The organism is Chthonomonas calidirosea T49, from assembly GCF_000427095.1.
Classification (GTDB): Bacteria; Armatimonadota; Chthonomonadetes; order Chthonomonadales; family Chthonomonadaceae; genus Chthonomonas; species Chthonomonas calidirosea.
The window spans coordinates 1,144,475-1,167,234 of record NC_021487.1; the positions used below are offsets into that span (position 1 = coordinate 1,144,475).

Annotated in this window: 20 protein-coding genes; 3 read left to right on the forward strand and 17 right to left on the reverse strand. The window is 53.6% G+C overall.

Annotation, left to right across the window (positions count from 1 at the left end):
* Nucleotides 1-24: 24 nt before the first annotated feature.
* From CCALI_RS04820 to CCALI_RS14875, 5 genes are read right to left on the reverse strand one after another with little or no spacing between them, the layout of a single operon-like run.
* Nucleotides 25-993, reverse strand: a complete 969-nt coding sequence (locus CCALI_RS04820) for a tyrosine recombinase (protein WP_016482353.1) — start codon at nucleotides 991-993, stop codon at nucleotides 25-27.
* 4 nt (nucleotides 994-997) lie between these two features.
* A complete protein-coding gene (locus CCALI_RS04825) occupies nucleotides 998-2,587 on the reverse strand; it encodes a hemolysin family protein (protein ID WP_172636627.1) in 1,590 nt (529 codons plus the stop codon).
* 11 nt (nucleotides 2,588-2,598) lie between these two features.
* Nucleotides 2,599-3,609, reverse strand: a complete 1,011-nt coding sequence (locus CCALI_RS14870; RefSeq protein WP_016482355.1) for a diacylglycerol kinase — start codon at nucleotides 3,607-3,609, stop codon at nucleotides 2,599-2,601.
* Nucleotides 3,606-4,064, reverse strand: coding sequence for an rRNA maturation RNase YbeY (gene ybeY / locus CCALI_RS04835; RefSeq protein ID WP_231725953.1), 459 nt, complete (start codon nucleotides 4,062-4,064; stop codon nucleotides 3,606-3,608). The genes CCALI_RS14870 and ybeY overlap by 4 nt, the downstream gene beginning before the upstream one ends.
* Complete coding sequence (locus CCALI_RS14875) at nucleotides 3,946-6,405, reverse strand: HD family phosphohydrolase (protein WP_016482357.1); 2,460 nt, start codon at nucleotides 6,403-6,405, stop codon at nucleotides 3,946-3,948. Before CCALI_RS14875 ends, ybeY begins: the two co-directional genes overlap by 119 nt.
* Nucleotides 6,406-6,629: 224 nt before the next feature.
* On the opposite strand from CCALI_RS14875, the gene CCALI_RS04840 reads away from it, so the two are divergent.
* Nucleotides 6,630-7,637, forward strand: a complete 1,008-nt coding sequence (locus CCALI_RS04840) for a KpsF/GutQ family sugar-phosphate isomerase (RefSeq protein WP_016482358.1) — start codon at nucleotides 6,630-6,632, stop codon at nucleotides 7,635-7,637.
* Here CCALI_RS04840 and yabN read toward each other — a convergent pair.
* The 7 genes from yabN to CCALI_RS04880 all read right to left on the reverse strand — a co-directional run bounded on the left by yabN (nucleotide 7,634) and on the right by CCALI_RS04880 (nucleotide 13,578).
* Nucleotides 7,634-9,148 carry a bifunctional methyltransferase/pyrophosphohydrolase YabN gene (yabN, locus tag CCALI_RS04845; protein ID WP_016482359.1) on the reverse strand — a complete coding sequence of 505 codons (1,515 nt, stop codon included), beginning with the start codon at nucleotides 9,146-9,148 and terminating at the stop codon, nucleotides 7,634-7,636. The genes CCALI_RS04840 and yabN overlap by 4 nt on opposite strands.
* Nucleotides 9,149-9,159: 11 nt before the next feature.
* On the reverse strand, nucleotides 9,160-10,347 hold the full coding sequence (locus tag CCALI_RS04850; RefSeq protein ID WP_016482360.1) for a peptidyl-prolyl cis-trans isomerase: 1,188 nt from the start codon (nucleotides 10,345-10,347) through the stop codon (nucleotides 9,160-9,162).
* A gap of 63 nt (nucleotides 10,348-10,410) precedes the next feature.
* Nucleotides 10,411-10,926: a hypothetical protein gene (locus CCALI_RS04855; RefSeq protein WP_016482361.1), complete on the reverse strand. Its 516-nt coding sequence runs from the start codon at nucleotides 10,924-10,926 to the stop codon at nucleotides 10,411-10,413.
* 82 nt (nucleotides 10,927-11,008) lie between these two features.
* On the reverse strand, nucleotides 11,009-11,278 hold the full coding sequence (locus tag CCALI_RS04860) for a hypothetical protein (RefSeq protein WP_016482362.1): 270 nt from the start codon (nucleotides 11,276-11,278) through the stop codon (nucleotides 11,009-11,011).
* Between the two features lie 44 nt (nucleotides 11,279-11,322).
* Nucleotides 11,323-12,093: a FliA/WhiG family RNA polymerase sigma factor gene (locus tag CCALI_RS04865; protein ID WP_016482363.1), complete on the reverse strand. Its 771-nt coding sequence runs from the start codon at nucleotides 12,091-12,093 to the stop codon at nucleotides 11,323-11,325.
* A gap of 76 nt (nucleotides 12,094-12,169) precedes the next feature.
* On the reverse strand, nucleotides 12,170-12,445 hold the full coding sequence (locus tag CCALI_RS04870) for a hypothetical protein (RefSeq protein ID WP_016482364.1): 276 nt from the start codon (nucleotides 12,443-12,445) through the stop codon (nucleotides 12,170-12,172).
* Nucleotides 12,446-12,615: 170 nt separating this feature from the next.
* Complete coding sequence (locus CCALI_RS04880) at nucleotides 12,616-13,578, reverse strand: P-loop NTPase (RefSeq protein WP_016482365.1); 963 nt, start codon at nucleotides 13,576-13,578, stop codon at nucleotides 12,616-12,618.
* Nucleotides 13,579-13,880: 302 nt separating this feature from the next.
* Here CCALI_RS04880 and CCALI_RS04885 point away from each other — a divergent pair, with 302 nt between their 5' ends.
* Nucleotides 13,881-15,914, forward strand: a complete 2,034-nt coding sequence (locus CCALI_RS04885; RefSeq protein WP_016482366.1) for a DUF6785 family protein — start codon at nucleotides 13,881-13,883, stop codon at nucleotides 15,912-15,914.
* A 4-nt stretch (nucleotides 15,915-15,918) separates the two neighbouring features.
* Here the strand turns inward: CCALI_RS04885 and CCALI_RS04890 are convergent, their stop codons facing one another.
* The 4 genes from CCALI_RS04890 to CCALI_RS04905 all read right to left on the reverse strand — a co-directional run bounded on the left by CCALI_RS04890 (nucleotide 15,919) and on the right by CCALI_RS04905 (nucleotide 19,747).
* Nucleotides 15,919-16,257: a P-II family nitrogen regulator gene (locus tag CCALI_RS04890; protein ID WP_016482367.1), complete on the reverse strand. Its 339-nt coding sequence runs from the start codon at nucleotides 16,255-16,257 to the stop codon at nucleotides 15,919-15,921.
* Entirely contained in the window at nucleotides 16,254-17,141 is an 888-nt protein-coding gene (locus tag CCALI_RS04895) for a transglutaminase family protein (protein WP_016482368.1), read from the reverse strand. Before CCALI_RS04895 ends, CCALI_RS04890 begins: the two co-directional genes overlap by 4 nt.
* Before the next feature lie 99 nt (nucleotides 17,142-17,240).
* Nucleotides 17,241-18,197 carry an alpha-E domain-containing protein gene (locus CCALI_RS04900; RefSeq protein WP_016482369.1) on the reverse strand — a complete coding sequence of 319 codons (957 nt, stop codon included), beginning with the start codon at nucleotides 18,195-18,197 and terminating at the stop codon, nucleotides 17,241-17,243.
* Nucleotides 18,198-18,199: 2 nt separating this feature from the next.
* On the reverse strand, nucleotides 18,200-19,747 hold the full coding sequence (locus CCALI_RS04905; RefSeq protein WP_016482370.1) for a circularly permuted type 2 ATP-grasp protein: 1,548 nt from the start codon (nucleotides 19,745-19,747) through the stop codon (nucleotides 18,200-18,202).
* Nucleotides 19,748-20,282: 535 nt separating this feature from the next.
* Between CCALI_RS04905 and CCALI_RS04910 the strand changes: the two genes are divergently transcribed.
* The gene (locus tag CCALI_RS04910) at nucleotides 20,283-21,476 is read left to right on the forward strand and encodes an alginate export family protein (RefSeq protein ID WP_172636628.1); all 1,194 of its coding nucleotides are present in this window, start codon (nucleotides 20,283-20,285) and stop codon (nucleotides 21,474-21,476) included.
* Nucleotides 21,477-21,533: 57 nt separating this feature from the next.
* On the opposite strand, the gene CCALI_RS04915 is transcribed toward CCALI_RS04910, so the two are convergent.
* Complete coding sequence (locus CCALI_RS04915; protein ID WP_016482372.1) at nucleotides 21,534-22,655, reverse strand: site-specific DNA-methyltransferase; 1,122 nt, start codon at nucleotides 22,653-22,655, stop codon at nucleotides 21,534-21,536.
* Between the last annotated feature and the right edge of the window lie 105 nt (nucleotides 22,656-22,760).

Sequence of the window (22,760 nt, forward strand, 5' to 3'; positions counted from 1 at the left end):
CATTGACAACAGGTCTGCTGTTCGTTACCTCGCTCGCGGGTGCTTCTGTTTGTAGACCTCTTTTAGGCGAAGATTGCTGACGTGGGTATAGATTTCGGTGGTGGTAATTTGGCGATGCCCTAAAAGCTCTTGAATGGTGCGCAGATCGGCCCCTTGCGACAACAGGTGGGTGGCAAAAGAGTGGCGGATGACGTGAGGGGAGACTGGCTCATTAATCTCCGCTTTGGCAGCCCGTTCACGTAATATCAGCCGAACCTGCACACGGGTTAACATGCCGCCGCGCTGGTTCGGGAATAGATAAGGGCTTGCTGCCTCCTTCAGCCCGATTCCGGTGGCGCGTGGTCGTCCCCGCCTACGCTCGCGTGGAACGGGCTCCTGACCGGTTTGCAACACCTGTCGCCTCTTTTCCAAATAGAGCGCTAGATATTCGGCAGCTGTCTTTCCCATCGGCACGAGTCGCTCTTTGCGCCCCTTGCCGTAGCAGCGGATCATGCCTGCCTCCCAATCCACATCGTCTACAGTGAGAGCGCAAAGCTCGGAGACTCTTAGCCCCGTGGCATACAGCAGCTCACAAAGCGCCTGATCACGCAAGGAACGAGGGTCTTGAGGGTCTGGAATATGCAGCAAGCGCTCCACGCTATCCATCGAAAGCGCACGTGGCAACCTCGCTGGGCGTTTTCGGCTAGGGATGTTAGCCATGAAATCGTCTTTGCGAGCGCCGGCCACTACCAGATAGCGAGCGAAAGAGTGCAGAGCCCCAAGCTTTCGCGCAATGCTGTTTTCAGAAAACTTCTGCTCCTGCATCTGTGCAATCCAAGCCAGCACATGTGTCTCTGTTAGATCGGCCACGGTGCGGACACCTCGCTGCATGGCTAAGAGGAGAAACTGCCCTAAATCGTTACGATAGCCTGCCACCGTGTTTTGTGAAAAGCCACGTTCCCGCGCAATATAGCTCAGAAAATCTTCCATATAGCTGTGTAACTCACTTGGCATGGCTCTATCTCTCCAAACCGCTCGGTTTTCCTTCATTCTCATCGTTCATCAATGCATGCTCGTCATCCATCACCTCGCCCTCCTCTTGACGTGGCATTGGCAACTCCATTTTCACTTTGGTAATACGCCGCCCATCTGTGGCTTCCACACGGAATCGAATATCCTCGTAAGCGACCTCTTCTCCTGCTTGTGCCTGCCGCCCTAAAAGGGCAAAAACAAACCCACCGATGGTATCGGCCTCTTCCTCAGGCAAATGGAGTTCAAATCGCTCGTTGATATCCTCTAGGCTCATGCGTCCATCGAGAAGATAGGTATGACTATCAATCTCATGAACCATAGGCTCTTCCGTATCGTACTCATCCTGAATATCGCCCACTATCTCCTCGAGGAGGTCTTCGATGGTGACCAATCCAGACGTGACACCATATTCATCGCGCACGATAGCGATCTGTTGGCGGCTTCTACGGAACTCCGACAGCAGCTCCCCTATCTTCTTGGTCTCTGGAATGAAATAGGCCGGACGCATGATGCGTCGTATGTCCTGCTCACCCACCTCCGTGTTTACGGCGAGACCAAGCAGATCCTTCGCATGGACGATGCCGATAATGTTGTCCATATCTCCTTCATAGATCGGAATACGCGAATGTCCCGACTCGCCGATAAGGCGAATAAGCTCCGATAGCGATCCTCCTATCTCAAAGGCCGTAATGTCAATGCGCGGGGTCATTACCTTACGTACTGGAGTATCGCCGAAATCGAGGATCGACTCGATCATCTCGGTCTCTTCGGCTTCCAGAACTCCTTGCTTTTCGCTGGCTTCCACCAACAGCTTGATCTCCTCTTCGTTAATCGCCGGTGGGGAGAAGCTCGCCGTCCCGCCAAACGGCTTTAGCACGAAGTTAGAGAGGATGGTAAGCAGCGAGACGGCGGGCACAAGTAGGGTTTGCAACCAGCTAAGCGGATAGACGGCCACCAGCGCAATGCGCTCCGCATACTGCAGGCCTAAACTCTTCGGCGCAACCTCTCCGATAACGAGCGTTAATACCGCAACAGGCAATGTAACGACCAGCAGGGCAACGGTACCCGCATAGGGGGTAAACTCTGTAGGAAGATGCGTTCGTAACCAGTGAGCTAGGGGTGCCACTGTGCTACTAGCGGCCAGCCCCGAGGAGAGTGTAGCGACCACGGTAACCCCGATCTGTATCGTGGCCATAAGCCGAGTGAGCTGTTCCCCCGATGTCATCTTCAGCGCCAGCTGGGCGCTTCGCACCCCCTCGTCTGCGAGCTGATGTAGCCGGGTTTTACGTACCATGATGAGCGCATACTCAGCCATGGCAAACAGACCGTTTACCAGAATGAACAGGAACGCGATAACAAGCGCGATGAGCATTTGAGAAGGTCTTAGGGAGGTTGCAACCTCTACAGAAGAGACCGTAAGATGATCGTTTGGATGAGCCAGTAACGCCTGAGTCGCCCCTATAAGCACCATCCCCACCACAACGCCCCATATCCAGCGCATGCCGGTTTGGGGCTGCGGACTCGGAACCTCTTTCTCTGATGGTCGTTCAGAACGATGTCTCTTTTTTCGGTTCATGGCAAACATGGTTAATGGCTCGAAGCCGGATCTAAACCGCTCTCACGTACTCTATGCAGATTCTGCGAAAGCTGGCCAGAGGTCTTACCGACGTTGTGCACCGCTGCAGCAGGCGATGTTATGCGATGCATTGTCCAGCTACGAACGAGCGGCATGAGTCGAAAGACCAAGGAGGTCAGAAAAATGGCGATAACCGCACCGAGGATGACTTCTCGCACGGAATGAACTCCTGCTTCTACTCGGCTATGCGCGATGAGCACAGCCAACAACACGGCGAGCACAGCAATATAGGAGTTGGCAGCCGTAAAGAAGATGGTCATAGCCAGGAGAAAGCCCAGCGCCGTATGTCCACTGATGATGCCCCCATGCCAAGGGGAGCCCGTATTGCTGAGCAGTTTGGAGATAATGACTAATAAAGCGAGCGCTACCACCCCAATAACGACCACTTGCACGATGTCGGGCCCTGTGTTCTGACGCATCTGCTCTTGAATCTGCACCAACTTTTTCTGACCAAAGAAGATGAGAGTCCCGGCAATGATAGCGTTCATAGCAGAAAGCAGCACTGCCCCAGCGGCCACATCCTTTGCCAGCTTCGCTGCCGGGCTATAGTGCTCGGTCACCATATCCACGATGATCTCGACCGCCGTATTGAACATCTCTGAAACGATAACCAGCGTAATGGCAAAAAGTAGAACGAGCATGTCGCGGTTATCAAAATTAAGCAGCAAACCCGAAAGCAGAACGGCCACGAGCACGATGAAGTGAATTCGCATGTTTCGCTGGGTACGAAAGCAGTGCAAAATGCCGTCCTGTGCGTTCCGAAAACCGACGAAAGCGCCCGCACGCCGCGCGGTTGAACTGTCATCGTTCCCGAAATAGTTGAGAAGCGATCGTAGAGCCGATAGGGGCCTTATTGCTGGTTCAACCTGGTCTGAACCATCGATGCGTTTAGGACGAGAGCGGCGCGTTGGCACTGCAAGCTCCCGATCCACAGAAGACGTCTCTATCTTTTCTTGGCTCATAACTTCTCCACTGGGTCTAGGGAGACTCCCAGGATTTCACGCTCTTTCAGGCGCATGATAGCAGCTCCTTGCTCCGTTTCGTCCTCATAACCAAGAAGATGAAGCGTGCCGTGTACGGCTAACAAGGCCAGCTCATCCGCGAGGGCAAGGCTGTGCTGTTGCGCCTGGCGAATGGCCGTATCCACAGAGATAACGACGTCGCCTAGCAGCAGAGGAAGACCATCGGTAGACAGAAGGGACACCCGATCTGACGGCGCGGTGTACTGGCCAAATGAGAGCACATCGGTCGGGGAGTCTTTTCCTCTATATAGGAGGTTAAGCTGATGCACTTCGGTATCATTTGTCAGTAGAATGCTCACTTCGGCGCGACTCCTTCCTTCGCTTTGAAGGAGTTGACGAACGGCGCGTCGAAGCGGCAGTGTCGGAACTCTCTTGGGATAGTTGCGACAAATCACGATGGGCATAGGTTTCTCGTTCGGCCTCCGCTGCTTCAGGGACGATCGAGGAGAGTACCGATGCTTCGGTATCTACATAGGGTTCAAGCAGCAACGAAGAGCTAACATCCTTTCTCTCGATCTCCTGCTCAATGGGAAGGTTTGCATCAAAAGTTGCAAGTGTGTCCGGTTTCACGACGGCGTTACCTTGGTCCGGATAGGGTACGCGACGATGACAAATGGCTTGAAGGATTCGCAAAAACGCATCAGAAATCAAGCGCATGTCCCGAAATGTTAAGGGGCATTCGTCGAACTGCCCATCCTCGGCTTTATGATGAAGGATCTCTTCCACAAGCCGATGCAGCTGTTCTGGATCGGGGTTTTCCAAGCTACGCGCTGCCGCTTCCACCGAATCTGCCATCATGACAATGGCAGCTTCTCGGGTCTGTGGCTTGGGGCCGGGGTATCGGAATCGCTTTTCAAAACCGAGGGGTATCTCATCGCCTCCCCCATTATCCATAAGAGCACGATGATAAAAATAACTAATGAGCGTCGTGCCGTGATGCTGCTCGATAATGTCGCATATCTCCTGTGGTAATCTTGCGGCTTTGGCGATCTTCACGCCATCACGCACGTGAGCGATGATGATAATCGCAGATAAAGAGGGACTTAAACGACTATGAACGTTTTCACGCCGCTGGTTCTCCACGAAGAACTCCGGGTGATCCATCTTACCGATATCGTGATAGTAGCCCCCAATCCGACACAACAGTGCATCGGCTCCTATGGCTCTTGCCGCTGCTTCCGCCAGCGTCCCCACCATCATGCTGTGAGCATAGGTGCCTGGGGCCAGTGCACAAAGTTTCTGTAACAGAGGATGATCGGTGGAAGAGAGCTCCATAAGAAGAAAAGGAGTTAAGAGACCAAAAGGTTTTTCGAGGGCCAACGTGCCGATCCAATAGAGGAAAGTGGCTACTGGCGCCGTTAAAATAACCGCCCATAAGGTGCCCCGCAGCATATCTGCCGTCTCGTCGTCGAAGAGCATTCCCAGTAGCCATACCATAGCCACATTCACGATGGCCAAGGTGAGGAGCAACATGAGCAGTCGGTTTTTGCGCTTCGTTACCTGCACGCCCATAATCCCAACAAGCCCACTCACCAAGGTCATTACGGTAAAGCGCACCTCATGATTCATCAAAATGCCGGTTAATGCGGCCATCACAGCCACTAACAGCACAGCCAAGTTCATATCAATAAGGGCACATACTAACATGCCCATTGCCGTTACGCTTGCGATGCTGAGATAGCCAGGCTGACCGTTAGCCACGGTCATGCCGAACAGCACCGCTCCTGCTTTGAGACCAAACACGGCCAGTACGACGATCGTCCACAGCAGCGCCATGCGCCTGCGGTTTCTATAGACCTGAGGTAGGTTCACAGCGATGTAGTAGTTAATGGCCAGAACCATAAGAACGGTCAATATAGCAATCGCCACGTTCGTTGCTAACTCTTCGCGCGGGTTCACCAGACCGAGCGCAGTGAGCTTATCCAAAGCCTGTTGGGTAACGATCTCGCCCGGCGCCAGAATGCGATCGCCCATGAAGACGCGGTCAATATAGGGACGCACAGAGTGCATAGCGGCCTCACGCGCTCGCGCTGTTTTCAGCGCGTTGAAATGCAGATTGGGCCGCAGAGCATGTGCGATGACCATACGAGCTATCACGCGGTCTTGGGCGTCTGGCAGGGCGTTGTCGAGCGCTTCACTGGTTTGGACGATAGCATCCTTTAAGTCCGTCCCTTGGTCTCGTATTTCGCGCTCCATTGCTGTGCTCACGAGGCGACTCGTGACCTGTTGCAGGCGCTGAAACACCGGTTCGGGCAGTGTCAGCATACGACGCAAGGCATCGGAAGGCAGTAAGGAGGTAAATTGAGAAGAGACAACCGCATTATGAAGGTTTACTGCATGAATAGGGTTATGCGCTTGGAGGGCAGCACGCTCGGTCTGCATCCGTTCAAAGAGCTGTGCCACCGTGCGCATCGCCTCCACATTGGCCTTGTCGTCGGGGTCAAACACGGGGTGCACCGCCTCGGCAGCGGCTTCTTGAAGACGGTGTGTTTTAGTGGTATCGACATAGAACACACTGCGGCTGGCGCGTATTTCTCGAGGGCTTACCTCGCCAACGCGCAGATAGATATGCCCTGCTCCCGGCTGATAGGCCAGCAGAAGCGTCAAAAGGAGAATGGTGCCAACGATCAGGAGGGGCGAGAAGATACGGTTCAGGTTTCGTTCCTGATTCTTTTGGCGCTCATGGAATGCGAGAAGCGGCCGCGAACGCAGCAGTCTGTTAAAAGGTTTTATCATAGGCAATCGGGCCTATCCACTCATACGCCCCTCTTGAAAGGCTAAGACGTGCACTGCCTACGTCTATTGTCGGTAGCCCTCGTCGCTCTATGCAGAAATCGGCACTCAGGCCGAGCTTGCAACATTGAATCGCACATAACGTACATAATGGCATTATACACTCCGCAACAAATTCCGTCAAGTGTGGCTGCGCTCGGGCTGCACATCGGGGTACAATGAGAAGTATGCAACAAGAGGACAGATTCTCCCAGGAAGAGAACGAGGCTCTCCAGTTCGCGAGAGAGGCGCTCCGTGTTGAGGCGGAAGCGGTGCATCGTCTCTCGGCACGCATTGGAGAGACCTTTGCTCAGGCGCTTTTCCTTCTCGAAGCCTGCCAAGGCAAGGTGATCACAACCGGTGTTGGTAAATCCGGTATCATCGCTCGCAAGCTGGCAGCTACGCTCACCTCTATTGGACAGCCCGCCGTGTTTCTCCACCCCACCGAGGCGCTCCACGGCGACTTAGGGCTGGTAACCCGTGAAGATGTGGTGATCGCGTTGAGCAATAGCGGTGAAAGTGAAGAGCTTCTTACCCTCCTTCCTCTGCTACGAGCACGTGATATCCCCCTTATCGCCATCACCGGCAATCTTCACTCCACCCTTGCACGCTACGCTCATGTTACTCTCGATGCCTCGGTGGAGCGCGAAATATGTCCACTGAATCTCGCCCCCACCACAAGCGTTGTCGCCGCACTTGCCCTCAGCGACGCGCTCGCCATGGCGCTTCAACGCCGACGTCATCTAAGCCCAGAGGAGTATGCTCGCAATCACCCCGGCGGGCGCCTTGGGCGCCGCCTCACCCTGCGCGTCCAGGATCTGCTGCCCCCCAACGGGAGCGCCTTGCCCCACGTGGCACCCAACGCCTCCTTTCAAGAGGTTGTCTGCGAACTTACCGCCGGGCATATGGGAGCTGTGTGCGTACTTGATGATACCAACCACCTGCTCGGATTGATCGCCGAATCGGACTTGCGTCAAGCCTTTCTAAAGTATCAACAAGAGAGCTTCAAATTAACCGCAGCGGATATGATGAACCCAAATCCTATCTTAACCCTTGCGCCTGACCAGCTCGCCTATGAGGCCCTCCAAAAAATGACCCAGCGTCCACGTCCCATTTCGGTAGCCCCTGTTCTTACAGAGGAGGGCATCTGCCTAGGGCTGTTACGGGTAAACGATCTTGTTAAGGCCGGGCTTTAGAGGGATTCCTGGCGTTTGGCCTCTTCCCACAAAGTATCAAGCTCCTCGAGATTCATCTCCTTTAGGGAACGGCCCATCTCTGCTGCACAGCGCTCCATATAACGAAACCGCATCTCAAACCGTCGCAACATCGTCCGCAGCGCATCCTCGGCATCGAGGTTCTGTTTACGCGCTACCTGGACTAGGGTAAACAGCAGATCCCCTAACTCGGCGGCCACTCGCTCCTGATCGGGTTCGGCAGCCGTCAGCTCTCTCTTGAGCTCTTCCCACTCTTCATCCACTTTAGCCAGCACCTGCGCCAGACCCGGCCATTCAAACCCCACTTTTACAACCCGCTTGCTCAGCTCCATCGCGTACATCAACGCCGGCAATCCCTTCGGGATTCCGTCCAGAAGCGATTTGGCTTGTGCGACATTTTCACTCTTTTCCGTCTGCTTAATGCGTTCCCAATTGCGCAGCACCTCCGCGCTATCGGCAACCTCTGTCGTTCCAAAAACGTGCGGATGACGGCGAACTAGCTTCTCCACAATATGTGCTGTAACGTCATCTATGGTGAACAGTCCCTCCTCACGAGCAAGTTGGGCATGAAAAACCGTCTGCAGCAAGGCGTCGCCAAGCTCTTCACAGAGGGCATTCGGGTCATTAGCATCTATCGCATCAAGAACTTCATAGGTCTCCTCGACGAAATACCGCTTCAATGTGGTGTGCGTCTGCTCGCGGTCCCAGGGGCATCCATCAGGCGCACGCAATCGTGCCATAACTCCTACGAGCGCGTAGAAATCCTTGGGACGCAACGAGGGCGGAAGTGGCGGCACATAGACAGCGGTCAGATGATCGATGGAGAGACGATCGAGCTGATGAAGCGGTATGGTCTGAACGCTCTCCATAGCGGGCACACCGGCATTGCGCACGAGCAGTACCTGCCAATCGTCAGGATAGTAGCGCATGAGGGCCAGTTTGGCATGAGAGGCCGAGGCTCTATCGAACACCTGAAAAAGCAGTAGACCTCGCGAAGTGTCAATGCGTCCTCCTAACGGATAACCCTCAGGGCTCACCCGATCATCGAGCTGCAGAGACAGTGCATCCCGCACATCACACCCTTCCGATAGAGGGAGATGGGCTGCCGCTAGCACCGCCTCGATGAAGCTACAGGAGGAGACAATGCGGTAGGCAATGTTTTCAGCGTTAAGTCGTTCGAGCAACAGGCGCACGCTCTCCTCACCGAGCAGCGGGTGCCCTGGAACGGCATAGGCCACCGAATCTCCCGCATGGACCCTATCTAATAGCCTGTTGACAATGGACCGATAGACCTCTTCAAAGCTTGTGGCCGTGTCGTAAAAGCTATCGAAGGTCTCAAACGTAAGCCCCCACTCCTTTAGAGCGGCCACGCACGGATGACGTTCAGTACGTAGATAGAGTGCGCTTTGAGCTGAGGCCTCGCGCAGGGTACGTTCGGCCCCGCGCGAGATGAGATCGGGATCGCCAGGCCCCAAACCGATCAGAGTCACCATACCATGTCTTCCTATGGACCGCTCTTAGGAGGAGCACTGCTCTGCGGCGTCTGAGGTGTAGGGACCGATTGCGAGGGCGCATGCATCGGCACGCGATAGACACGATACTCTCCACGAATTGATGGAGGTGTAGGGACCGATTGCGCGGGCGCAGGCGTCGACACGGGTGGAGGCTGATTCAACAGCTGGTTCAGGTGTACTAACACGATACTTGCATATCGTTGGTTGTAGATGACGATCTTATTTTGTGCCAAAAGCCCTTTCAGATACTCCGTGAGAGTTTGGTAGAAATGCTGCTGGTACTGTGGGAAGGCCTGTTGAAGGTACTGCTCTACCAGCAACGGACGTACCTGCTCGTAACTCATAGACTTGGCAGGCATTTTATGCGTGAGCTGCACCAGCACATACAGAGGTGTTGGAGCCCCTGGCTGCTTGAGAGGTATCGGTGCATCGGCAAACTGGCCGGGAGAGAGCTTTTCAAGAGCCTCGTAAAGTTGCGGTTGTTGCTGCTTCACCTGTTCGGCGCTTACTGTTATCTCTTCTCCGTCGAAGGGTGGGGCATCCCGTTCGCGTTGAGCCTCCGCCGCGAAATTCCCTGTGGCTTTCAACCGGTTCAGCGTTTCAATGCCATCTTGTTCGTTCTTAACCAAGAGCATCCTCACAACAAAGCGCTCCGGCAGATCGAGTTGGCTCTTTTCTCGGGCATACATCTGTTTCAGTTGGGATTCATCTACATGGTCTGTATCGGCACCAATGGTGAGAATCTCGTAAAGAAGTATGAGTTGCTTTTTTAGCTGGCTTTCCGAGATTAGACCACGTCTAATGTTATCGTCGAGATTGGGGTCTTTTTCTCGTTGATACTCTAAAATTCGATCGATGAAATCGTCCGACGGAATGAACCCCTTCTGTTGTGCAAGCTGTTGGGTAGCCGCTTCACGAATGAGATACAGCAGAGCTAGGGGACCGGCCTGCAGATCGGGAGCGTTGCTAAAATCGGCCTGTGTAAGGTTTTCAAGGGTATCGTAATAGCGCTTCATGCTAATACTCTGACCGCCCACTTGGGCGATAATGCTATCGCCTTGGCATCCTGTCAGCAGAGGTAGCAATAGTAGACACAGAGTTCCAGCGACCTGTCGAAGAGAGAGACGCCAGCCACAACAAGCAAGGCCTTGGCCTTGACGAAAGGAAACGGAAGCCAAAGGTAGAATGTCTCCTTAATGAAGGATTTTGTTTAGAAAGAGATGGCCGCTTGGAATGGCTTCTTAGCGATGGGTCAGTTTCAGCCCCAACAACGTCTCCACCTCGCCCTCGGATACGCCTACTTCACGGGCTATAGTAGCCGGAGGGATACCTTTTTCCGCTAAGGCATAGATGGCCTCTTTTGGAGCGGTGGTTTTAGTAGGCGTTGGTGAAGATTCGATGGGAGCGCCCTTGAGGTCGTGGTTTACCGCTCCCTCTTTTTGGGACTTGCCGCTCCTCTGCGTCAGCGCAGCTGTTGGCTCCGCAAGCTCCTCATATCGTTTTATCTGGCGCTCTAAGGAGGCCAACAGCTCACGCGCTTCTTCGCAGCTGCGCTCGAGCCGAACAGAGGCCTCTAACGACGCCTCCTCCAGCTGCTCGATGAGCCGATTCACATTCCGCTGCAAGCCCTTTAGCTCCGAAAGCACAGGCGCCTCGATAGCACGAACGGAAAGCTCGGCGCGAGCTTTTTGAAACAAAACCCATCCTACCGTGAGCAGGAGTATCTGCAGAGCAAAACCTATGGCCTGCCACTCCATACGGAACATCCTTTCTCAATACGAATAATATGGCACAAAACGGCGTCGAAAAACATCTCTCTTGCAGGCAGTTCTCTCATGACTAGGTGATAATATCTATATGAGGAGTTTTGGAGAGAACCGGGGCCTCTTCTGACACGATCGTCTCATCCGTCGCCATGGTGGTTCCTGCAAGTGCATCGGCACTTAGCTCTACCACGTCCTCCTCAGCTGTGGTGTCCTCTTCCTGCTTCTTTGGCGGTTTCTCTTGATGCTGCTCCGGAGAAGGGCGCTGGCGCGGCTCTCGCCCCACTTCGCGAATGCTTTCTGTATTTTCGATTCGGTGAATAGAAAGTAAATCGCTTTGATCCATTTGTTACCTCCTTCACCGATGCCCGCCGCGGAGAGCGGAGGCCATCAGTGAAAAAGCTCCTTATCTCGCTGCAAGTACCCCTGCAATCGAACGACCGCCTGGGTATGCAACTGATAAACTCGAGACTCCGAGATCGAAAGGATACGACCGATCTCTTTAAACGTCAATCCCTCATAGTAGTAAAGGGATATCACCAAACGCTCCCGTTCTGGCAGACGATCGATCGCCTTGCCAAGCATATGTTTGCGTTCCTGTAGCTCCGCCTCAACAGAGGGCAAGAGACGCTCGTCTTGAATAACATCGGAGAGGTGGAGGTTCTCGCCGTTTTCACTGCCAACGAGAACATCCTCTAAGGATAACAGAGAGGACCTCCCTGCCTCGATGAGCAGCTTGTGGAACTCATCCATCTCCATATGGAGTTCGGCGGCCACCTCCTCTTCTGTGGCAGGGCGCCCAAGTCTTGCCTCCAAAAGGTTGTAGGTTCGTTCCAACATTTTGATGCGCTCACGAGCCGAACGGGGTACCCAGTCGTCCTCACGTAGCATTTCAAGAATAGCACCACGAATAAGGGCAATAGCATAAGTTTCGAACTTTACTTGCCGCGAGGGGTCGTACTGGTCAACGGCTTTGATCAAGCCTAAAGCTCCCGCGCTCACCAGATCTTCTCGATCCAGGCTAGGCGGAAGATTCGCTATCACCCGTCCCGCTGTGATCTTCACCAAGTAAGCGAAATGTTGTATTAAACGCGCTCGAGCGTTCTCATCTTGAAACTCTTTGAAACGATACCAATCCCTTTGCACATCTTCTGGTCTCATCGGGTTCACTCCTTTATTGCGAAACGCCGACGTCAAAGCTCTCACGTACGGCGCTCCGGTATGACTTTAGTAACGATTATTGTTTGGAATTTCCTTCCCTCTGATTTTCCGACTTAACTCCCAACAGGTCTGCCACCGTTGTGCCTGGCACAATGACATCCAGCTTAGGCTCTGTCTCTTCCCTTCCTTCCTCAAGCAGAGCAGAATCTAACGTCCCCTCTCGCGTTCCTTCGGTAAGCGCATAGCGCAGCACAAGGCCGAAACCGGCGAACACGAGAAACGCCGCCGTCGAACGAGCGAGGCAAGTTCCCGGCGAGGTGCCATTTAGCAGACTTAAAAAAGAGACTAACATGGCGGAAAATGCACCTAATATAGTTGGTAGTTGGGAGGTCAACGACTTCACACGCCTTATCCCTGTGGATAAAATTTTGGAAATAGATACACCCCAATGGGGTATATCTATGAATCTTTACTTTGAATCTTTACTTTGTGATCGTTCGGACTCCTGCTTACCCGACGAGCTTAACGCCCTCCAAGATGCCTGTTAAAGAAACGTTGCATGCGATTTAGGAGTCCTCCTACCCCTTCCACTTCCGCCGGTGCCGGGGCAGAGTAGGTAAGCTGATGGGCTATCTTTCGCACGGCGCGTGCCGCAGGCGAGGAGGGATAGCTCAATAAAAACGGTTTGCCGTTTCGCACAGCTTGCCCCACTACAGGGTCGTGAGGAATGCTTCCAAGAGACACCACCTCTGTTCCCAGAAAACGGCGTGCGATGGAGACGACGCGCTCCTGGGCGGAACGGGCTTCTGCCTCGTTTTGCGCCATATTGACTGCCAGCATAAGGCGCGACTGGGGGTTCTCATGATAGACCGTTTTGATAATTGCGTAGGCGTCGGTTAGGGCCGTTGGCTCCGGCGTGGTAACCACCAACACCTCTCCGGCAGCACAGAGGAAAGCCAGCACATTTCGGGCCAAGCCGGCTCCTGTGTCTATAAGCACGACGTCTGCTAACGCATCAAGCTCTCCTAGGCTCTCAATAAGGGCTTCACGACGGATGGCATCGAGATCGGCAAGTTCCGCTAATCCCGAGGCGCCAGCCACAATGCGAATGCCGTTAGGACCTGGGCAAAGTACCTCGCGCAACGACCGATCGCCGTGCGTTACGTGCTCTAAGTTATATTGTGGGTAGATGCCTAACACCACATGGAGATTGGCCAAGCCGAGATCGGCATCCACAACGATCACACGGTTGCCGGTTTCGGCTAGAGCAAGGGACAGGTTGGAAGAAAAGTTCGTTTTGCCAACCCCTCCTTTACCGCTCGTAACAGCGATAACGCGCGCTCTGCGCACCTGCGCGGGTGGGGTGACGACGGCCTGCGCAAACGTCTCGGAGCTCTTCTCGGTAAGAGATGGACTTGTAGCTGCCTTTCTCTCATCCCGATTCTGACTTGCCAAAGCCCGAAGTCCATGCGCTTGGTCTAGCATAGGTGAGCGTCTCCTGCGTAGAATTTACCTTGGTAGAGTTTCCGCATGAGGTGCCGAAACCCTGATGGCAAGTACCTATCTCTCATAGGCACTGTGAAGAAGCTATAGTCTTCCCAAATTATCGGCATTATCGGCACGGAAATGTAGGATCAAGAGGGCTTTTTAGAGCGCTGCCCAAAAGACTTCGCTTCGGCTTGACAGAGCTAGCTAATACGAAACATAATGAGCACGGCTCAAGCCCACAGCTCTGGTTTGTCGCCCAGGCCCTCGTATTACAGAAGTTAGCGCTCCTGGAGGAAAGCATGGCGGTTTCGCCCAGCAATCTTTCACAATCTAAAGAGACACCCGCGCGAAGTGCCCTTAGCTTGAAAGCGCTTCTCATTGGGCTTATCTGCGTGGGTGTTACTTGTGTGCTTGTTTGCTACGCCGAACTCGTCGTCGGGAAAATTCAGATAGGCTACCTGCAGCTTCCCCCTGTCGTAGTGGGCATGTTGGCCCTGATCTTAGGCATACAAGCCATCCTCCGCAAGCTTTCGGAGCGCCTCAGTTTGGCTCAACATGAACTCTACACCATCTACGTCATGATGCTGTTGGCATCCATGGTCTCTTCTCGCGGCATTATGGAGAAGCTCATCCCTCTCCTCGTGGTGCCAAACTACTTTGCTTCTCCCACAAACGGGTGGGCCAGCATGTTTTTTAAATGGATTCCGAAATGGGCGGTTCCCTGGGATCCGCACGGCCCTCCAAAACAGTTTGTTGCCGCCCGCTTTTTCGATGGCCTACGCCCAGGAGAGCACATCCCTTGGGCACTCTGGGCTTTTCCTCTTGCAGCTTGGGGGCTATTTGTCGGGCTGCTCTTCACTGCTTTTCTCTGCCTTGCCGCCCTCCTAAGACGCCAATGGGCCGATAATGAGCGTCTCACCTTTCCTCTTGCGCAACTTCCCTTAGAGATGATCCGTGGAGAGAACATCACCATAGGGGGCAGTACTCAACCAAGCTTCCTTAAGAATCGCCTCATGTGGCTGGGCTTCGCCATCCCAGCTTTTGTATTTGGCCTTAAAGGGCTACATCAGTACGCCCCCGCTGTGCCCGACATCACAACCGACTTCGATCTTAACAGCTTGCTTTTTTCGCAACCGCCCTACAATAGCGCCATTGGCTTTTTTCATGTCTATATCTCGTTTATGGCCATTGGCTTTTTCTACCTACTGCCTTCCGACCTTCTCTTTTCCCTGTGGTTCTTTTTTCTGCTGACCCGTCTGGAGGACATTCTCGGAGCCCGCTTCGGCTATCAGTTTCCTACCATGCCCATGTACGGCTGTAAAACCTATCAGGGCTACCAGTTTATAGGCTGTTATCTCACGCTCGTGGGCTACATGATCTACACCGCACGTCCCTATCTTCGAGCTATCTGGAGCGCTTTGTGGACATGGAGGCGGCCCGTCTGTTTGCCGGGTGAAGAGAACGAGTTGCTACCCTATCGCTTTGCTACCTTCGGCCTCGTAGGCAGTGTACTGCTGCTCGCGTTATGGCTGCACCTGCTGGGCATGAGCTACTGGCTTGCTCTCTTCGAGCTCGGAGTCGGCATATTCGTTATCGCCCTCGTCATGGCACGTAGTACCTCCGAGGCAGGCATGTTGATGACCGAAACCTGCTTTCGTCCCACCGATATCTATCGAATGGTAGGTGATCTACGCAACCTAGGTCCGGCGAATCTCACCTCCTTAGCCTTTCTAGATGCGGTGATGCTACGTGACCAACGCGGACTGATTCTTACCGGCTTCCTCGACTCGATGAAACTTGCCGATGGTCTATCTGTGCGCCGTCGAACTCTTGTGCCGGTTTTCCTACTGGCATTCATCACAGCCCTGCTTGTTTCCGGCTACTACAGCATCCACCTGCCCTACACCTACGGCGCTGTTCAAATGTATAGCTACGTCTATCAGGGCAATCCGGTTTGGGCTTTCACCGATGCGGCCTCTACCATGAACCACACCAACCCCAATATTCAGTTCTTCGATATACTCAATTTTGGGATAGGAATTTTGGTAACGGTGCTGATAGTCGCATTGCGTAGCCGCTTGCCTTGGTTTCCATTTCATCCTCTAGGCTATGCGCTCTCCGGTAGTTGGACGATGATGGTGTTTTGGTTTCCTTGTCTTGTTGCGTGGGTTTTAAAATCGCTGATCATCCGGTATGGCGGCATGAAGCTCTACGCACGCCTGCGCCCTCTCTTTCTGGGAGCTGTGTTGGGCGAGTTCATCATGGCTATTCTCTTCACCGTACCGGCCATCTTCAACCGCTTTACACCCACTCCTACCTTCCCTTGGCCATAGCAAATCAGATGGCCTCTTCGCCCCGTTCCTCTGTGCGAATACGCACCGCATCGTCGGCCGGCAGAATGAAAATTTTGCCATCTCCTGGCTCGCCGGTGCGAGCGTGGCGCAGAATGGTCTCTACGATCGCTTCGACCTCCTCATCACGGGCTACGATCTCTAACTTCACCTTAATGGGCAACGGAATAGCGTATTCCGCCCCCCGATAGCTCTCCCGATGCCCCTGTTGACGTCCGCTTCCGCGCACATCCTGCACCGACATACCTGTAACCCCAATCTCGCCCAAAGCGATCTTCACCGCATCGAGCCGACTGGGCCGAATAATCGCCTCTATCCTTTTCAACCTTCCTCCTCCAACCACACCTGAACGCTCGTCTCCATACGATGATCGGCCGGTCCGTGATAAACCCCACGTATCGGCGAGACATCGCTATAGTCTCTGCCGTGGTGCACCTTAATGTAATGCCCGTTCACCACCAGATTGTTGGTTGGGTCAAACCCATGCCACGCCCCATCGGGCAGAAGACACTCTACCCAAGCGTGCATCACATCCCCGCCGATGAGGTGTTTCTCTTCCGACCACCCACGCTCCTTCGTTCCATGGCCTGTATAGATATAGCCACTAACATAACGAGAGGGGATGCGCTGACGGCGACATATGGCCAGCATGAGATGCGTAAAATCTTGGCAGACACCGCGCTTCTGTTTCAGCACCTGTTGAATAGGGGTATCAATTTGTGTAGAGCCGGGCGCATACTCTAACACACGATGGAGTAGACGAATGAGAGCAATCAGAAAGGTGGCCGTCGCCGGCCCTCCAGCCTGTCGCCTGGCGAGTTGCGCAATGCGATCGGTCTCTGGTGTTAAAGGAACTAGCCGAGTTGGCGACAGATAGTCGTAAAAGCGCTGTCGCACTCCTTCACGGGCATAGAACGCGCTGTCGTCCTCGTGCATCTGCAGCCCTATGAACGGGTCTTGAACATGCGTGGTAACCTCTGAATAGGCACGAACAGTCAGTGCATTGTGCGGGGCACGGATGTTAAAATGATGTACCGTACCGGTTGGTAACTCGTAGCTAAAAATGCGCGCTTTAGGCTCCACGTCAAGCTCAAAGGAACGACAGGTCTGATTGTTGTCGCTTACAGGCATTAACCGAAGCTCGTTATAACTATCTCTTACCGCTGCCGGATAGGCATAACAGGTAATATGTCGTACACAAAGTTGCATCGTGTTCTAAAAGGCTTTGCTCACACGGATATCTCTCTGCAAAGCCCGCTTTCCTCTGGATGTCCCATCTCACCTCTCAATAGGCTCTCCTCTCCCGTCCTAATACGCAAGATACTGCGCAGAAATCGCCTCGCCTATCTCGGCGCATCGTCGTTGCACGTCCCGTAAAAAGGAATGAAGCCCTGCTGCCACAACCTCTTTAGCGCGACTATAGGTGAGATCGGCGAGGAGACGCCCTACCCGCAGCTCGGCTTCATTGTGCGGCTGGGCTTGTGAGTTTCCACCGATGCGCCGCAAACAGCCTTCCACACGTGCAATGCCATGACGTACCGAGGCGGGGAAACGGATGTCGAACACCAGAAAATCCACCACGCCCTCCGGGTGAATGCCCTCCTGATGCACTTTTCGGTACATTTCAAAAGCGCTTACGGACTTCAAAACGGCGATCCATTGATGGATATCGGTGGCCACCTCCTGCAACGGAGAGCGATCACCCAGCAACTCCTTGTACTTTATATCGAGCAGACGTGGTGTTTGCGAGGCACGTTCTAAAAAACGACCGGCATCAAGCCAGTCTCGAGCCTCATCCATGAGCATCGTCCGGTTCAAAAGGCCCTGGAACAGGTGCGAGGCATCTTTCACCATCTGGAAGAAGATGTGGGGCGTATCAGCTAGCATCTTGTCCACGCTCCACTCCCGCATTCTAAGGTAGGCGGCATTAAGGCTTTCCCACATCTCGGATGAGAGCTGCTCCCGTACCACGCGCGCATTGTGGCGTGCTCGTTCCCAACAGGAAAGAATGGAGTTTGGGTTCTCCACATCGAAGGCGAAAAAATGCAGCACGTCGCGGTCGTTTTGCCCCGCATACCGAGCCGCATACGCCTCGGTGCTTCCAGCAATGGCTAACAAAGGCTCCCAACGCAGCGCTTCATCCTGAGCGGGCGAACCTATCTCCAGCGCTGTGGCATAGTGCACATCTACCATACGAGCGGTGGCTTCCGCACGTTCTACATAGCGCCCTATCCAAAAGCAGGCATCCGCCTCGCGACACAACATCGTCACTGTGCCTCCCCACTCTGTCTCGGTAAAGCCCCCGACCGCTGTCGTTGGCTTAAACAGATCGGCTCAGCAAGCTCACCTACAGGCATCTTACCCCCTCGATGCTCGCCGGCTAGCACCCATGTATCCTTACTGCCCCCGCCTTGCGAGCTGTTCACCACAAACGAGCCTTTCTGCAATGCAACGCGTGTCAGGCCTCCCGGAATAACGGTAACCCCTTTGCGTCCATAAAGCGTATAGGGTCGCAAGTCCACATGCCGCCCCTCAAAATGATCTTCTACAAAGGTGGGCATACATGAAAAACGGACGAGAGGCTGGGCAACGTAGTTGCGAGGGTTTGCCTCGATCTTACGCGCAAACTCCTCTCGCTCCTGCGCACTTGCCTGAGGACCGAGGAGCATGCCATAGCCGCCCGACTCGTTGGCAGCTTTGACGACAAGCGCATCGAGATGCGCTAAGATATGCTTCCTCTGTATCTCTTCATAGGCTACATAGGTCTCTACATTCGGAAGAATCGGGTCTTCCTGCAGATAGTAGCGAATAATGCGCGGCACGTAAGCATAGATCACTTTATCATCTGCGACACCGGTGCCTATCGAGTTTGCCAACGCCACGTTACCAGCCCTGTGGGCGTTGACTAACCCAGGAACACCCAGCAGCGAATCGGGCCGGAAAACAAGCGGATCGAGGAAGTCGTCATCCACCCGCCTGTAGATCACATCCACCCGCACCGGGCCACGCGTGGTTTTCATAAACACACAGTTATCTTCCACAAAAAGGTCTCGTCCTTCCACTAACACGATGCCAAGCTGCTGGGCAAGAAAAGCGTGCTCAAAGTAGGCGCTGTTGTAAGAGCCTGGAGTTAGAAGCACGACACACGGGTTCTCTCTACGATCCTCTGGGGAAAGCTCCCTCAGGTTTTCAAGCAGCTGGGTTGTATAGTGATCTATCGAGCGTACGCTGTAGTCCTGGAAAAGCTGTGGAAACACCCTGGTGAGCGTGACGCGGTTCTGTAAAACATAGGAGACGCCCGACGGGCAACGTAGATTGTCTTCAAGCACCAAATAGCGCCCATCGGTATCTCGTAGAATGTCCGTTCCGCAGATATGAATGTAGATACCGCCAGGGGGGTTGGCTCCCAAAAACTCCCTTCGGAAGAAGGTAGCGCTTAGCACAAGCTCCCAGGGCACGACATGATCGTGTAGAATTTTCTGTTCATGATAGATATCCTGCAGAAAGAGGTTAAGCGCCACAACGCGTTGAGTTAGCCCCTTCTCGAGGATCTCCCACTCATGCGCTGGAATAATACGCGGCACGAGATCCATAGGAAAAGGGCGCTCGCCTCCCGATTCATCCCCGTAGACAGCAAAAGTAATCCCTTGTTCCATAAAGCTGCGTTCGGCCAGACGGCATCTACGGCGATACTCCTCTAACGGCATCTGAGCTAGGCGTAAAAAGAGCGGCCGATAGTGAGCGCGCGGACTTCCATTCGGCTCGAACATCTCATCAAAACAATCTTCGATTAAATAGGAGCTGAAAAGCGACATGGGACCGAAAATCTCCTCAAGGTGTGTCGGCCCGCCGTTGCGCCGCAAGGTCCTGGGGGTGGACGAGAGTTAAGCAGCCGAACCTTCTCTTTGAAATACGAAGAGAGGGCAGAAACTAGACATCATTTTACCCCCCAACTTCCCTCTTCTGCTGTAAGTAAGTATCGCTTTATGGAAAAAGAGATATTGCCTACCTTATATGGAGATAGTTCCGGTCTACACATGGTGTGCTTTCTCCACATAAGTCTCACACAATAAGGAAGCAATTTGTCTATGCGCAAAAAATTGTCTATAAGTGGTTGACACCTTGTCACAACTGTGTTACAATGAAGCTGCCAAGGGCGCTCCCATGCGACTTCAGCGCTTCTATCGCCCTTTGCGCTCGCAGAAGCAGCAGGTCTTCTGAAATCTATTCCCAAATTAAACTCACTGTAGGAGAGAATCTATGCGTTTCCCATGTTTGAAGAGGTTAGTACTTTTATGCAACATATTCATCATTCAGTTTTTTACTGTAAATGCTTTCCCGCAAACTCTTTTGTCGTCAAATGGGCATGGATTCTTCTTTAGCCCTGAATGGCGCGTTCGTAACGATGAAAGCAATAGCTCTATCGTCAGCACCGGTAACACTGCCTACAACCAAGAGTGGATCAGCCGCCTTCGCCTCGGTTTTGGGTGGAGCGACCCATCTGGCCTTACCCTCTTCCTTCAGCCACAATATAGTTGGGGCAATATCACAGCAAGCGGCCATATCGCTGTTGTCAACGACTACGATATCTTTCAAGGCTACGCGCAAGGAGGCAAAGGCCGCTATCAGTGGAGATTAGGACGTCAGGTGCTGGCCTTCGGCGATAGTCGCCTCATCGCCTCGCCCGAATGGAACAACTATGGGCGCACGTTCGATGCTGCTCGGTTTACTTTTAAAAGCTCACACCAGACCACCAACCTCTTCTTTGGCAAACTCGGTTTCGCCAACGGGGTTACCACAGTGCCAACGCTCTACGGAGTCTACCGGGTGGAGAAGTTTACGCCCAAGCTCAGTTCTGACTTCTACACTCTGCTTAAAAACGATCGCGTTTCAGGGTCGAACCTCAGCGTATTTACTCTTGGCGCCAGACCAGTGATTGACCTGATTCCCCATACTCACATCACCATCGAACCGGCCTTCCAGTTCGGGCACTTTGGCGGCAAAGCGATTGGTGCATGGGCCTACGCGGCTGTGGCCACTTACACCTTTCCGGGCCCTACGGCCCTCCACTTCGTCGTAGAACACGACTTCGCCAGCGGTGGCAACCCCACCGACCCCGCGCATTACGAAACTTTCGATCAGCTCTATCCGTCCACCCACGGTAAATCGGGTATTTTGGATTACATGGGTTGGCGAAATATGCGACACTGGCACGTGGGCATGGGGTTTGCCGCCACAAAACGCCTTACCTTTTCCGTAGACGGCCACTTTCTCTCTCTTGCCGATGGGCGAGACTACTGGTATGGTGTGAACGGTGCACCGGTAAAAGGCAGCAACGGCAAACCGCTCTGGAGCCCTACCGGCGCCGCTGGGCGTGATATTGGTTCGGAAGTAGACATCGTCGCCGACTATCGAGTAAGCGCCTATCTCGGCCTCTCCATCGGCTACAGCCACTTCTGGCCAGGGCACTACATTAAAACGCTCGATCCAACACAGGGGCATGAAGCTAACTGGTTTTACGTGCAGCCCACCTATCGCTTCTAACCCATAGCCGACCGAAGCCCTCCTTGGTTCTCTTGAAGCACCAAGGAGGGTCTCGTTCTACTCCAGACCGTTCTCCGCTCTATAGCGCGCCCGCAACACATCAATGCTTATCAGCTGCCCATCCTCGTCTTCATAGTACCAATATTCCCATCCGTTACAGGCCGGCTTTCCCTCCGCAAGAGCGGCGATCTGGTGAATAGAGCCTTCTTTGCTGTCCCATCGCAGCAGCGAATCGGCCTTTACATAGGCTACGATCCGCCTATCGCGTGAATAGAGCACCGTGCCCACCTTAAGATATCCCGCCTCCACAAGCTGGCCAAAGGCCACGCGCGGCGCCGCGCGTTTCGAAGGCGTTATCAGAAGCTCTCGTTCGTCCACGCCACAAAAGGGCGTATTCTTCAAACGTTCTTGTGCCAACCCTATGTACCTGGGGTCCCGCTCGATGCCGATAAAGTGGCGTCCCAACCGCTTTGCAACTACTGCGCTTGTACCGGTGCCCAAAAACGGGTCCAACACCACATCTCCCGGCTTGCTCGACGCCAAAATCACTCGATAGAGCAACGCCTCTGGTTTTTGGGTGGAGTGCGCCTTCTTCCCATCAATCTTCATACGCTCGGCACCAGTACACAAAGGCAGATGCCATACATTTTGCATCTGCTTGCCTTCATTGAGATTCTTCATGGCCTGGTACTGAAAAGTATAACCGCGCGCTTCCCGTGACCTCTTAGCCCAGAGCAGTATCTCGGTCGCATTCTGAAATCGAGCCCCTCGAAAGTTGGGCATCGGGTTCGTTTTATGCCAAATGACATCGTTCAAAATCCAAAACCCTAAATCCATCATAATCTTTCCAACGCGATAGATGTTGTGATAAGACCCGATCACCCAAAGCGTGCCTGTTGTTTTAAGCACCCTCCGACACTCACTTAACCATCGCGTCGTGAAGTCATCGTAATCCTCAAAGTTGGCAAACCTGTCCCACTCGTCGTCAACACCTACAACAGGCGTCTGATTGGGACGCCAAAGCTCCTTCTGTAGTTGAAGATTATAAGGTGGATCGGCGAAGATAAGGTCTATGGAATGAGAGGGAAGTTTCGGCAAAATATCTAGACAGTCACCGAAGAGAATTTGATTAAGAGGTAAATCGGCAAAGATAGCCTCTTCTCTCTTCACGGATGCCATTCCCATCTCCTTGAGCCCGAATGCGCAAAAAGCTGCCGGTAATGTGGAAGATACCTATCTGAGTAACCCACTATGTTGACGCCTCTTTTTTGACAATTTCGTTGC